Origin of the sequence: Hoeflea marina (assembly GCF_003182275.1) — a bacterium.
Classification (GTDB): domain Bacteria; phylum Pseudomonadota; class Alphaproteobacteria; order Rhizobiales; family Rhizobiaceae; genus Hoeflea; species Hoeflea marina.
Window position 1 is genome coordinate 94,863 of record NZ_QGTR01000002.1, and the last position, 12,463, is coordinate 107,325.

Annotated in this window: 12 protein-coding genes; 8 read left to right on the top strand and 4 right to left on the bottom strand. The window is 68.0% G+C overall.

Annotation, left to right across the window (positions count from 1 at the left end; genetic code table 11):
* Positions 1 to 4 precede the first annotated feature (4 nt).
* Positions 5 to 1,660: an ABC transporter ATP-binding protein gene (locus DFR52_RS06940; RefSeq protein WP_110031241.1), complete on the top strand. Its 1,656-nt coding sequence runs from the start codon at positions 5 to 7 to the stop codon at positions 1,658 to 1,660.
* Positions 1,654 to 2,385, top strand: coding sequence for an energy-coupling factor transporter transmembrane component T family protein (locus DFR52_RS06945; RefSeq protein ID WP_110031242.1), 732 nt, complete (start codon positions 1,654 to 1,656; stop codon positions 2,383 to 2,385). Before DFR52_RS06940 ends, DFR52_RS06945 begins: the two co-directional genes overlap by 7 nt.
* A 14-nt stretch (positions 2,386 to 2,399) precedes the next feature.
* Here the strand turns inward: DFR52_RS06945 and DFR52_RS06950 are convergent, their stop codons facing one another.
* Genes DFR52_RS06950 through DFR52_RS06965 form a run of 4 tightly spaced genes read right to left on the bottom strand, consistent with a single transcriptional unit; the run spans position 2,400 to position 5,539 of the window.
* A complete protein-coding gene (locus DFR52_RS06950; protein WP_110031243.1) occupies positions 2,400 to 3,179 on the bottom strand; it encodes an ABC transporter permease in 780 nt (259 codons plus the stop codon).
* Positions 3,176 to 3,928: an ABC transporter permease gene (locus DFR52_RS06955; RefSeq protein ID WP_110031244.1), complete on the bottom strand. Its 753-nt coding sequence runs from the start codon at positions 3,926 to 3,928 to the stop codon at positions 3,176 to 3,178. The genes DFR52_RS06950 and DFR52_RS06955 overlap by 4 nt, the downstream gene beginning before the upstream one ends.
* An 8-nt stretch (positions 3,929 to 3,936) precedes the next feature.
* Complete coding sequence (locus DFR52_RS06960; RefSeq protein WP_110031245.1) at positions 3,937 to 4,710, bottom strand: transporter substrate-binding domain-containing protein; 774 nt, start codon at positions 4,708 to 4,710, stop codon at positions 3,937 to 3,939.
* A gap of 31 nt (positions 4,711 to 4,741) precedes the next feature.
* A complete protein-coding gene (locus DFR52_RS06965; protein ID WP_110031246.1) occupies positions 4,742 to 5,539 on the bottom strand; it encodes an ABC transporter ATP-binding protein in 798 nt (265 codons plus the stop codon).
* 94 nt (positions 5,540 to 5,633) lie between these two features.
* Between DFR52_RS06965 and DFR52_RS06970 the strand changes: the two genes are divergently transcribed.
* The 6 genes from DFR52_RS06970 (at position 5,634) to DFR52_RS06995 (ending at position 12,427) form a co-directional block, all read left to right on the top strand.
* Positions 5,634 to 6,272: a TetR/AcrR family transcriptional regulator gene (locus DFR52_RS06970; RefSeq protein WP_110031247.1), complete on the top strand. Its 639-nt coding sequence runs from the start codon at positions 5,634 to 5,636 to the stop codon at positions 6,270 to 6,272.
* Positions 6,269 to 7,462: a pyridoxal phosphate-dependent aminotransferase gene (locus DFR52_RS06975; protein WP_110031248.1), complete on the top strand. Its 1,194-nt coding sequence runs from the start codon at positions 6,269 to 6,271 to the stop codon at positions 7,460 to 7,462. Before DFR52_RS06970 ends, DFR52_RS06975 begins: the two co-directional genes overlap by 4 nt.
* Positions 7,459 to 9,039: a 5-guanidino-2-oxopentanoate decarboxylase gene (locus tag DFR52_RS06980; protein ID WP_110031249.1), complete on the top strand. Its 1,581-nt coding sequence runs from the start codon at positions 7,459 to 7,461 to the stop codon at positions 9,037 to 9,039. The genes DFR52_RS06975 and DFR52_RS06980 overlap by 4 nt, the downstream gene beginning before the upstream one ends.
* 43 nt (positions 9,040 to 9,082) lie before the next feature.
* A complete protein-coding gene (locus DFR52_RS06985) occupies positions 9,083 to 9,865 on the top strand; it encodes a dimethylarginine dimethylaminohydrolase family protein (protein WP_110031250.1) in 783 nt (260 codons plus the stop codon).
* 103 nt (positions 9,866 to 9,968) lie between these two features.
* A complete protein-coding gene (asnB, locus tag DFR52_RS06990; RefSeq protein WP_110031251.1) occupies positions 9,969 to 11,492 on the top strand; it encodes an asparagine synthase (glutamine-hydrolyzing) in 1,524 nt (507 codons plus the stop codon).
* A 107-nt stretch (positions 11,493 to 11,599) separates the two neighbouring features.
* Entirely contained in the window at positions 11,600 to 12,427 is an 828-nt protein-coding gene (locus tag DFR52_RS06995; RefSeq protein WP_110031252.1) for an AraC family transcriptional regulator, read from the top strand.
* Positions 12,428 to 12,463: the final 36 nt, after the last annotated feature.

Consider the following 12,463-nt stretch of genomic DNA (forward strand, 5'->3'; position numbering starts at 1 on the left):
TCCGATGACCGGTGCGCACGCCTGCTGGGACGAGGTCCGGGTCCGCTACCCCTATGCGGCGCGGGATGCGGTCGGGCCGGTGTCGCTCGGCCTGGCGCCGGGCGAACGGCTGCTGCTGCTGGGGCCGTCGGACTCGGGAAAATCGACCCTGCTGCAGACGCTCACCGGCCTCATCCCGCAATCCGTGCCCGCCGCGGTCAGCGGCTCGGTAACGCTCAACGGCGTGTCGGTCGCCGCCCATCCGCCGTCCCACTGGGCGCGGACCGTCTCGCAATTGTTCCAGGACGCCGAGCAGACCCTGTGCGGGCTCAGCGTCGAGGACGAGATCGCCTTCGCCCTGGAGAACGAGGCCCGGCCTGCGGCAGACATCGGCCGCCGCGTGGCCGCGGCAATGGCGAGCGTTGGCCTGCCGGACAACTGGCGCAGCCGGCGCATTTCCACCCTGTCGGGCGGCGAAAGGCAGATGGTGGCGCTGGCAGCGACGCTCGCCGCGGACGCGCCGATCTTCGTCGCCGACGAACCCACCGCCAGTCTCGCCCCGGCGGTCGCCGCGCGGATGATCGCGCTGCTGCTCGGCGGTGATCGCCTGCGCACGGTGCTGGTCGTCGATCATCGGCTCGACGGCATGATCCGCCACGTCGACCGTGTCGTGGTGCTCGACCGCGACGGGGCGGTGCTCGTGCAGGGGCCGCCGGGGCCGGTGTTCCGCGACCACGGCGACCGGCTCGAGGATCTCGGCATCTGGACCCCGCTGGTGAGCCGGTTCGACCGCGCTCTGATGCGGGCAGGGCTTGCCGCGCCGCGCCCGCCCGCGGGCAACGACGATCTCATCTCCTGGCTCGATGGCCTTCGCGGGGCGGACCGGCACCGCGCCTTTCGGGCCGTCGAGCCGATCGCGCGGGATGCGCTGCCGGCGGTGAACCTGCGCCGCGGTGGACCGGTGGCGCGGCTCGAGCAGGCCTGCTGCGCGCCGCTGTTCGGGCCGGTGGTCCTGTCCGGCATCTCGCTTGCGGTCTGCAGCGGCGAGGTGCTGGGGATCCTTGGCGCCAACGGGGCGGGAAAATCCACGCTCGGCGGCAGTCTTGCCGGCCTGCTGCGGCTCAGGGGCGGCCGGCGCCACGGGCCGGCGGGCGGCATGGCGTTCCAGAACCCGGAGAACCAGTTCACGCAAGCCTCGGTGCGCGACGAGGTGAGGCGGGCGTCTGCCGATGACTCTGCGAGAGCGGTGGCGGAGGCTCTCGAGGACTGGGGGCTGGGGGAGGTGGCCGGCCGGCATCCCTTCGAGCTGTCGCAGGGGCAGAAGCGGCGGCTGGCGCTCGCCACGCTGACGGTCAGCGACCGCTGGCCGCTTTTGGTGCTCGACGAACCCACTTCCGGACTGGATGCCGCCTCGACCCGGACCGTCGCGCGCCACATCCGCCGCCTGGCAGCCGCCGGACGAGCGCTTGCCGTGATCACCCACGACCTGGATTTCGCGTTGAAGGTCTGCGACCGGGCGGCCGTGCTCCAGGCCGGCGCGGTGAGCGCCGATGCGGAGCCCGTGCAGATCTTCCATCAGGCGGGTCTGCTTGCCGATGCCGGACTGCGCGCCCCGGAGGTGCTGCCGATGCTCGACTGGGTGGAGGGCAAGCGCCACCGCGCCGGGACCGACCGATGCTGAGCGGCCTGCATCCGCTGCCGAAGCTTCTGGTCTGCCTTGCCTGGATCGCGGCCTCCATCGTCGTCTTCGACCTCGGCTTCCAGCTGATGACGATCGCCCTTTCGTCCGCCGCGCTCATCGTGCTGGAGCGGCGGTCGCCGCTGTTCGTGCTCCTGGTGATGGTGCCCTTCGCGCTGTTCGGCTTCGGCTTTCTCACCACGAGCATCCTGTTCCGGCAGGAGTCGGATTTCGCCGTGCGCATGGCGGCCGAACAGGCGTTTTCCTCCCCGGCCGTGTCCGCCGGACTGGTGCTGTTTGCCCGCGCCGTCGCCTGCGGCATGGTCTCGGCCGTCTTCGGGCTGACCACCGATCCCGGCGCCTTGGTCAAGGCATTGATGATCCACTGGCGCCTGCCGCCGCAGATCGGCTTCGCCCTGTTCGCGGCCATCCAGCTGGTTCCCGACCTCGGGCGCGAGGCTCAGCAGATCCGGCTGGCCCGCGCCATGCGCGAGGGCCGATTGCCGCGCCGGATACCGGGACCGGCCGAGGCCGCGTCGCTGGTCGTGCCGCTGCTCGCCTATGCCATCCGCCGCGCCGGCCGATCGGCGATGGCCATGGAAGCGAGGGGGCTCTCGCGCAATGCGCCGCGAACCTTTCTCTCGGCGCCCCGGATCGGCCGGGGCGACTGGATTTTTGTTCTCGCCGCCACCGCGTTGCTGGCCTCCTGCCTGACGCTGATCGGCTGATCCGCGAAAGCCATTCAGCGCGCGCGCGCCGGAATCCGCAGCTCGAAGCGCTTGAAGGCGAGAGCGATCGCGCCGGCGATGACCATGTAGATGACCGCGAGCAGCAGCAGCGGCTCGTAGACGATGAAGGTGTCCTGTCTGACCCTCGAGGCCACGGCGTAGATGTCGATGACGGTGATCGTGGCAACGAGAGGCGTCGCCTTCAATTGCAGGATGGTCTCGCCGGCCAGGGTCGGCAACGCGTTGCGGATGGCCTGTGGCAGCCAGATGCGGCGGAAGATCGTCCGGCGCGGCATGCCGAAGGCGCGCGCCGCCTCGATCTGTCCGCGGGCGACGCCCGAAAACGCGCCGCGCATCACTTCGCCCTCGTAGCCGGCAAAGGACAGTGTCAGCGCCAGCACCGCATAGGGCCAGGCCTGGCGCAGATAGGGCCACAATTCGCTGTTGCGGATCGCCGGAAACTGCGGAAACAGCGAGCCGAGGCCGTAATAAAGCAGCCAGATCTGCAGCAACAGCGGCGTGCCGCGGATGATGGTGCAGAAGGCCTTGGCCGGCGCTGACAGATACCAGGGACCGACGGCCTGGGCGAGCCCGAGCGGGATGGCGAGCAGCATGCCGAGAACGCTGCTGACCACCAGCAGCCAGATCGTCCGCCACAGGCCTTCGAGCGCGAGGCCGGAGTATCTCGGGATCCAGTCCCAGCGCATCGACACCGCGCACCAAGCGACGATGCCCAGCGCCACCAGCATCATGACGATCCGGTGCGGCACGAGCAGCGGGCGGAGCGCGGTCATGCGCCGCCACTCCTGAGCGAGGGCTGACCCTTGCGGGCCCAGCGTTCGATGCGTTTGAAGGCGACGCCGGAGATCAGCGTGACGGCGAGATAGATCGCGCCGGCTGCAAGAAAGAAGGTGAAATAGGCCCGCGTCGAGCCCGCCGCCTGCTTGGTTTCCAGCGTCAGCTCGTTGAAGCCGACGACGGCGAGCAGGGCCGTGTCCTTGGTGGCGATCAGCCAGAGATTGGCGAGTCCCGGAATGGCGAAGCTCATCATCGCCGGGATCGTCACCCGCCGCATCAGCATGAACGGCGGCATGCCATAGGCGCGCGCCGCCTCGATCTGCCCCGGCGGCACGGCCAGGATGGCGCCGCGCAGGATTTCGGTGGCATAGGCGCCCTGGACGATGCCGAGCACCCAGATGCCGGCGACGACGCCGTTGATCTCGACCCGGCCATAGCCCAGTGCTGCGGCCATCTGGTTGATGAGGTCGGTGCCGATGTAATAGAGGATCAGGATCAGCACCAGCTCGGGAACGGCGCGGATCACGGTGGTGTAGACGGCGAGCAGGTCGCGCACCACCGGACCGCCATAGAGCTTGCCGTAGGCGCCGAACAATCCGATCACCAGGCCGAAGCCGAAGGCGCCAAAGGCGATCTGCAGCGAATTGACGAGACCGCGCAGCAAGTTCGCCCCCCAACCGGGGGGCGAAAGAGACAGCAATTGAAGGCTGCTGGCGAGACCGAGGGTCTCGACGAGGTGCGACACGGGCAGCCTTACTTGCTGTAGATGCTGGTCGTGAAGTACTTCGAGGTGATCTTGTCGTAGGTGCCGTCGGCGAGAATGGCGGCGATGCCCTCGTTGATCTTGGCCTTCAGATCTTCGTCGCCCTTGCGCAGGCCAGCGCCGACGCCGGCACCGAGAATGGCCGGATCATTGGCGACAGCGCCCTTGATCTCGCAGCAGGCGCCGGCTTCGCTGTTGACGAAATCGGCGAGCGCGATCGAGTCTGCCTGGGTGGCGTCGATGCGGCCGGCGATCAGGTCCTGGTTCGCCTCATCCTGGGTCTGGTAGACCTTGAGCTCGGTCTTGCCCTCGAAATGCGCCTGCGCATAGGCCTGGTGGGTGGTCGAGGCCTGAATGCCGAGGATCTTGCCCGCGAGGCCTTCCGGCGTCGGCTTGATGTCGGAATCCTTGGCGGCGACGATGACGGCCGGGGTGTTGTAATACATGTCGGAGAAATCGATGCTCTGCATGCGCTCGTCGGTGATCGACATCGAGGCCATGATCACGTCGATCTGCTTTCCGGTCAGCGATGGAATGATACCGTCCCAGGCCACCGGCGTGATCGCGCAATCGAGCTTGGCGGCGCCACAGACGGCGCCGATGATCTCGACCTCCCAGCCGGTCCAGTTGCCGGCGGCGTCCGCCGAGGCGAAGGGCGGATAGGGTTCGGCGGCGATGCCGACCTTGATCTGCTCGGCGCTGGCGGCGCCAAGCGACGCGGCGAGTGCCAGCAGGCTGGCGGCGGCGATGGATTTGAAAGTCATGGTTCGTCCTCTCTGGTTGTTTGTCCGCTGCTCAGGCAACGGTTTGCAGGAATTGCTTCAGCCGTTCCGACTTCGGCGCACTGAAGACGGCCTCCGGCGGGCCTTCCTCTTCGATGATGCCGTTGTGCAGATAGATGACGTGGCTTGCCACCTCGCGGGCGAATTTCATCTCGTGGGTGACGAGCAGCATGGTTCGCCCCTCGGCGGCGAGATCGCGGATCACCGACAGCACCTCGCCCACCAGCTCCGGATCGAGCGCGCTGGTGGGTTCGTCGAACAGCATCACGCTGGGCTCGATGGCGAGCGCCCGGGCGATCGCGGCGCGCTGCTGCTGGCCGCCCGACAGGAAGGCCGGATAGGTGTCGGCTTTCTCGGACAGCCCGACCCGCGCCAGCAGCGTGCGGGCCCGCTCGATCGCCTCCGCCCTCGGCACGCCGAGCACATGCACCGGCACTTCGATGACGTTTTCCAGGAGCGTCCGGTGGGTCCACAGGTTGAAGGACTGGAACACCATGCCAAGCCGCGTGCGGGCCTTCTCGATCTGCTTGCGGTGGGTGGGCGTGCCGTCGGCGCGCATCTTGATGTCTTCGCCGTTGATGACGATGCGTCCGCCCGAGGGCGTCTCGAGAAAGTTGACGCAGCGCAAAAGCGTCGACTTGCCCGAGCCGCTGCCGCCGATGATCGCCACCACATCGCCCTTGTGGGCGGTCAGCGACACGCCCCTGAGCACTTCCAGCTCACCAAAGCACTTCCGCAGCCCCTCGATGCGGATGGCTTCGGTTCCTGCCCCGGTGCCCGATGCGGTTTCGCGCGCTGGCGACGAATTCATCCCGTCCCTCCAAATTTCGATTGTATTAAGGTCAGCATTTTGAAATTATGCAAGCGTATAATAAACGTTCAACCAGGAATCAGTCCGAAAAGAGATGCGGCGCAAATTCAGACGCGAACCTGCCGACCAGCGTCGCGAGGCGCTGATTGCCTCGACGCTGTCGCTGATCGCGCGCGGCGGTCCCGAGGCAGCGACCGTGCGCAACATCGCCGAGGCGGCGGGCGTGACCCAGGGCCTGATCCGCCACTATTTCTCCTCCAAGGAGGAGCTGCTCGGGGCAGCCTACGAGCGCCACATGGAACTGTTGACCGACGCCACCGGCGTGGTGCTGGAGGAGGACCACGCGAGCGCCGTCCTGAGGCTGGCTGCGTTTGTCACAGCGGGTCTGACGCCGCCGGTCGTCGATGCCCAGGCGGTGGCGCTGTGGGCCGGCTTCATCCATCTGGTGCAGCGCGACCCGGCCATGCGCGCCATCCACGCGCACACCTATCTGGAGTTTCGCGACCAGCTCGAAGGCCTTATCGGCGCGGCGCTCGAGGAGGCCGGCAAGCCCTGCGACAAGGGGCTGCTGCGCAGATCGGCGATTGCCTGCAATGCGGTCATCGACGGTCTCTGGCTGGAAGGCGGCGCACTTCCAGAAAGTTTCGAAGCGGGCGAATTGCCTGAGGTGGGGCTGGCGTCGGTGGGCGCCATCCTCGGACTTGATCTCATCACATCTGCGAGGCGACCATGAAATATGCATCCGTGACCGAACGCCTGGCGGGCCTTGGCGGCGAGAAATGGGCCATCCACGCCCGTGCCCGCGAGCTCCGGCGCCAGGGCCGCGACATTGTCGAGCTGACGATCGGCGAGCCCGATGTGCCGGCGCCCGCGTCGCTGATGGATGTCGCCGCCGCCGCGATGCAGGCCGGACGCACCGGTTATTCGAACGGGCGCGGGGAGTCGAAACTGCTGGCGGCGCTATCCGAACGCTACACCCGCTCCACAGGCAGGCCGATCGGCGGCGACCAGTTCCTGTGCCTGCCGGGCACCCAGACTGCGCTTTATACCGTCTTCAGCGGGCTGGTGGAGATGGGCGATGAGGTGCTCGTCGGCGATCCGATGTATGCCACCTATGAAGGCGTCATCACCGCCCACGGCGCCCGCGCGGTGCCTGTGCCGCTCCGGGCGGAGCGCGGATTCCGGCTGTCGGCCGCCGATATCGAGGCGCGCATCACGCCAAGAAGTCGGGCGATTCTGATCAACACGCCGCACAATCCGACCGGCGCCATCCTCACCGCCGGGGACATCGCCGAAATCGGCGCCCTGGCGCTCAAGCACGATCTCTGGATCATTTCCGACGAGGTCTATGAGGAACTGGTGTTCGACGGGGCGACATTCGTCTCTCCGCTGGCCTTGCCGGAGCTCGCGGACCGGGTGGTGGCGGTGTCCTCGATTTCCAAATCGCACGCCGCCCCCGGTTTTCGCAGCGGCTGGTGCGTCGGTCCGGCCGAGTTCGCAAGCCGGTTGTTGCCGTTGTCGGAAACCATGCTGTTCGGCAGCCAGCCCTTCATTGCCGACATGACCGCCGCCGCGGTATCGGCGCCGTCGCCGGTTGCCGAAGGCATGCGCAGGCGGTTTGCCGCACGCGCCGACCGGCTGTTCGACAGTCTCGACGGCGTCGCCGGACTGAAGGTCAACCGACCGCAGGCCGGCATGTTCGCTTTGCTCAATGTCGCCGCCACCGGAATGTCGGGCCATGACTACGCTTTCGACCTGCTCGAGACCGCCGGCGTGGCGGTGATGCCGGGGTCCTCCTTCGGCGAGCAGCTCAAGGACTGGGTGCGGCTGGCCCTGACCGCCGGGGACGACCCGATCGGCGAGGCCTGCCTGCGCATCGCCTCGCATGCCCGTTCCGCCGTCAAGCTCAAGGCCGCATCATGACCACCATCGGCGAAGCCCTGGTCCACGCTCTCGAAGCCCGTGAGGTCGAGGTCGTCTTCGGCATCCCGGGTGTCCACACCGTCGAGCTCTACCGCGGGCTGGCGGGCTCCGCGATCCGCCACGTCACTGCGCGCCACGAGCAGGGCGCGGGCTTCATGGCCGACGGCTATGCGCGGGTGTCCGGCAAGCCCGGCGTCGCCTTCGTCATCACCGGGCCCGGGCTCACCAACTGCCTGACGCCGATGGCGCAGGCGCGCGCCGACAGCGTGCCGATGCTGGTGATCTCAGGCGTCAACGCCCGCGCCACGCTCGGCAGGCAGCTCGGCCATCTTCACGAACTGCCCGACCAGCGTGGCATGACGGCGCTGGTGGCGCGGAGCTCGACCCGGATCGAGGCGGAGGCCGGGCTCATGCCGGCGCTCGACCATGCGTTCGAGCTGTTCGCCCATGCGCGCGGCGGGCCGGTGCATATCGAGATTCCCACCGACGTGATGAAGCTCGACCACGGCGCCGGCGCCCGGGCGCCGGTGCCCGGCCAGGCGCCGATACCGGAGACGGAGGCCATTGCCGCCGCCGCCCGGTCGCTGGCCTCGGCCGGCAAGGTGGTCATCCTGGCCGGCGGCGGCGCCAAGCACTCCGATGCGACGCTCACGGCGCTGGCCGAGCGGCTCGACGCTCCCGTCATCCAGACCGCGAATGCCCGGGGCCTGATGCATCGCCACCCGCTCTGCGTGCCGGCCAGTCCCTGCCTTGAGGCGGTGCGCGATCTCATCCGCGACGCCGACGTGGTGCTGGCGCTGGGCACCGAATTCGGCCCCACCGAGTACGACATGTACCAGGCGGGCGGCGTGCCGGAGTTCAGGGGCCTGGTGCGCGTCGATGTCAGCGCCGACCAACTCGCGCGCCACCCCGCAAGCCACGCCCTCCGCGGCAAGGTGGAAGCGGTCCTGCCGCTGCTGCTCGATGCTCTGGGCAACCGGGTGGCGAGCGCTGCCGGCGCCCAACGCGCCGAGTCCGCCCGCGCCGCGGCAAGGGCCGAGATCGGCGGGGCCATGCGCGCGCAGGTCGACCTGCTCGACACCATCCGCACCGCCGTGCCCGACGCGATCCTGGTCGGCGATTCGACGCAGCCCGTCTATGCCGGCAATCTCTACTACGACCACGATCGGCCGGGCGGCTGGTTCAACGCCGCCACCGGCTATGGGGCGCTGGGCTATGCAATTCCCGCCGCGATCGGTGCGGCGCTCGCCGATCCCGGCGCGCGCGTCATCTGCATCACCGGCGACGGCGGCGCGCAGTTCACGCTCCCCGAACTGATGACGGCCGTGGACGAGAAACTGCCGATCCTGTTCATCATCTGGAACAACCATGCCTATGGCGAGATCGCCTCGGCGATGGCCGAGGCCGGTGTCACCGTGATCGGCTGCGACCCGACGCCGCCGGATTTCGGCCATATCGCGGCCGCCTGCGCCATGCCGTTCCAGCGCTGTGCCATGACACCCACGGCTCTTGCCGAAGCCCTGAAGCACGCCGAAGTCCTGACCGGGCCGGCGATGATCGAAATCGTGATGGACTGACCCGAAGCCAACGCCGCCGACGCGGCCCCGACGAGGCATATGCATGACCGACCATTCCTATGAATTCACCCGCGCTGTCACCCGCAAGCCGGGGAGCAGCATCATCGACGGTTTGCGCGCCGAGGATCTCGGCACGCCCGATCTCGAGCGCATGCTCGCCGCCCATGCGAGCTATGTCGCCACCCTGCGCGAGACCGGCGCCGAGGTGATCGAGCTGCCGCCGCTGGAGGCGTTTCCGGATTCGGTGTTCGTCGAGGACACGGCGCTCTGCCTGCATGAGGGCGCCATCCTGATGCGTCCGGGCGCCGAAAGCCGCGCCGGCGAAGTGGCTGAGATGGCGCCGACGCTGCGCGCACTCTACGACGAGGTGGTCGCGATCGAAGGTCCCGGCACCATCGAGGGCGGCGACATCCTGACCACGTCGCGCGAAATCCTCGTCGGCCGCTCGGCCCGCACCGATGCGGCGGGGGTTGCCGAACTCTCCCGGCTCGCCGGCCGCTGGGGCTACGCCGTGCGCGAGGTGTTCACGCCGGAAGGCGTGCTGCACTTCAAGACCGACTGCTCGCTGATCGGCCCGAACACCATCCTGTCCACGAGGCGGCTCGCCGCCTCGGGCTGCTTCGAGGGCTACGATGTGGTCTTCACCGCCGACGGCGAGGAGGCGGCGGCCAATGCCATCCGCTTCAACCGCCTCGTGCTGATGGCGGCGGGGTTTCCGGCCACGGCGGCGAAGCTTCGCGCCGCAGGCTACGATGTGCGCGAGATCGACAATTCGGAGTGCGCCAAGCTCGACGGCGGCATGTCCTGCCTGTCGCTCAGGTTCTGATCGGAGAATCTGTCGGTGGCTTGACTGGCCGGCTTGCCGACGCGGTCCGCTTGCTCCTACAACTTGATCGCCGCGTCCGCGGTGTTTGAGGAGAGGCTGGCTTATGTGTGGATTCGTATGCCTTTGGAGATGCGGTGACGAGGCGCTGGCCAGGCGCATGATCGACAAGATCGCGCATCGCGGTCCCGACGCGGTCGACGTGATAAGCGCCGGCAACGCGCCGGTGATCATGGCCCATTGCCGGCTGTCGATCATCGGGCCGGAAAACGGCGCCCAGCCGATGCACCAGGACGAGGACATGCTCGTCGTCAACGGCGAGATCTACAACTACACCGACCTGCGCGCCATTCTCGGCGAAGGCCGGTTCCGCACCAGCAGCGACTCGGAGACCATCCTGCATCTCCACCGTTCCGACATCCTGCGCTGGGTGACACGGCTGGACGGCATGTTCTCCTTCGTGCTGGCGACGCCCGAGCGCATCATCGCCGCCCGCGATCCGCTCGGCATCAAGCCGCTCTATTTTGCCCGCATCGGCGATGGCATCGCGCTTGCCTCCGAGATCAAGGCCTTCGACGGCATCGGCGTCGACGCGGTGGAGGCCGTGCCGGCGGGCTCGACGCTCGACAGCGTCACCGGGCTGCAGCGCTGGTTCCGCATCCCGCAGGGCGCGGGCCGCGCCGAGGATGGCATCGACGAACAGGCGGTCTGGAAGGAATTGCGGCTGGTGCTCGAGGAGGCGGTGCGCAAGTGGATGGTCGCCGACGTCGAGGTGGGTTCGTTTCTTTCCGGCGGGCTCGACAGCTCCATCATCGCGGCGATCGCCGCCCGGCAGCTGGCGCGCCGCGGCAGGCGGCTCAAGACCTTTGCCGTGGGGCTCAAGGGCAGCGCCGATCTGATCGCAGCCCGCCGCGTGGCCGGGCATATCGGCTCGGAGCATTTCGAGCGCGCCTTCACGCCCGAGGACGTGGCGGAAGTGCTGCCGCATGTCATCTACCATCTCGAAAGCGCCGACACCGATCTGGTCCGCTCCGCAGTGCCGACGCATTTTGTGGCCAGGCTGGCGCGCAGGCATGTCAAGGCCGTGCTGACCGGCGAGGGGGCCGACGAGCTGTTTGCCGGCTACACCTATCATCACGGCTATGTCGATCGCCCGCGCGAACTGGCCGACGAACTCACCCGCTCGCTCGGCACCATGCACAACATCAACCTCTTGCGGGTCGACCGCATCACCATGGCCGAGAGCCTCGAAGCGCGAACGCCGTTCCTCGACCGCGAGCTGGTCGCCTTTGCCCAGTCTATTCCGGCGACCCTGAAACTGCGCCGAACCGATGCCGACAATCCGGACCGTACCGGGCCGACGACGGAGAAATGGATCCTGCGCAAGGCCTGCGACGACCTGCTGCCGCACGACCTGGTCTGGCGCCGCAAGGCACAGTTCGACGAGGGCTCCGGCTCTGTGGATGCGCTGGCGATTGCTCTTCAGAAAATGACCGGCGCCGACGCGCCGCTCGACCGCGCCGCCGAAGGCGCCTGCTACAAGCAAATTCTCTGCGAGCAATATCAGGATCCGGAGCTGGTCCTGAGCAATGCGGGCGACTGGTCGCTGGGCCGCGCCATTGCGGTCTGACGCGAGCGCTGGCTGTCGTCGTCCCATCATGCGGCTTGACGTTGACGGCTGGCAGGACCAAGATTTCCGGTGAGGCGCGGGAGGACGCGCCTCGGGAGGAACAGCCGATGTCATCGATCAAGCTCTTTCGGGGCGGATTCGGCCATGTGTCCGTGCTCAACGTGATGAGCGACCTGGTCACCCACGCCCATCCCGAGGCCCATGTGATCATCTGGCTCGAGGGCGCGACCGGAAGGATGACGGTCGGGGACCAGCCGGTGGCGCTCGGGCCGGGCCTGGCGGTGGGCATCAACTCGCTCGAGCCGCACAGCCATGCCTTTGCCTCGGACGGCCGCCCGGGCCTGTTTCTTGCCTTCTACATCGATCCCGACTGGGCGCGGCTGCGCCGCGGCCTGCCGGCCGGTGCGCCGCTGTTTGCCGATCCCGCCATTCCCATGGACGCCTGGCTTCATCGCGCAGCCCGGCACCTCTTCGACAATCTCTGCGACGAGTCCGGTCTTGGCGATCTCGTCGACTACGAAATCGAACGCTTCATCGACTGCCTCTTCGACGCCGCCGAGCCTGGACGAAGACGCGCGCCACGCGGCTACGGTGCCGGCGCAAGCCGGGATTTTCGGGTCCGCAAGGCGATCGAACTGATGCAGGCCAACATCTGCGAGCGCATCTGCTTCGATGACGTCGCCCGCAAGGTCGGGCTGTCGCGGGCGCATTTCTTCTCGCTGTTCAAGGAGCAGATGCAGCTCACGCCGAATGTCTACTGGAACACTTTGAGGATGGAGGAGGCGCGCCGCCAGCTGCAGACCTCGCAGGACTCGCTGATCTCGGTGGCCTGCAATCTCGGCTTCACCACGCCGGGAAACTTCTCGCGCTTCTTCCGCGACCATGTCGGTGTGCCGCCGATCCAGTACCGCGAGGCGGCGCGCGCGCCCTGGTGACCGCCGCAGCCGCGGATTTTCCGACTGAGGGATAAG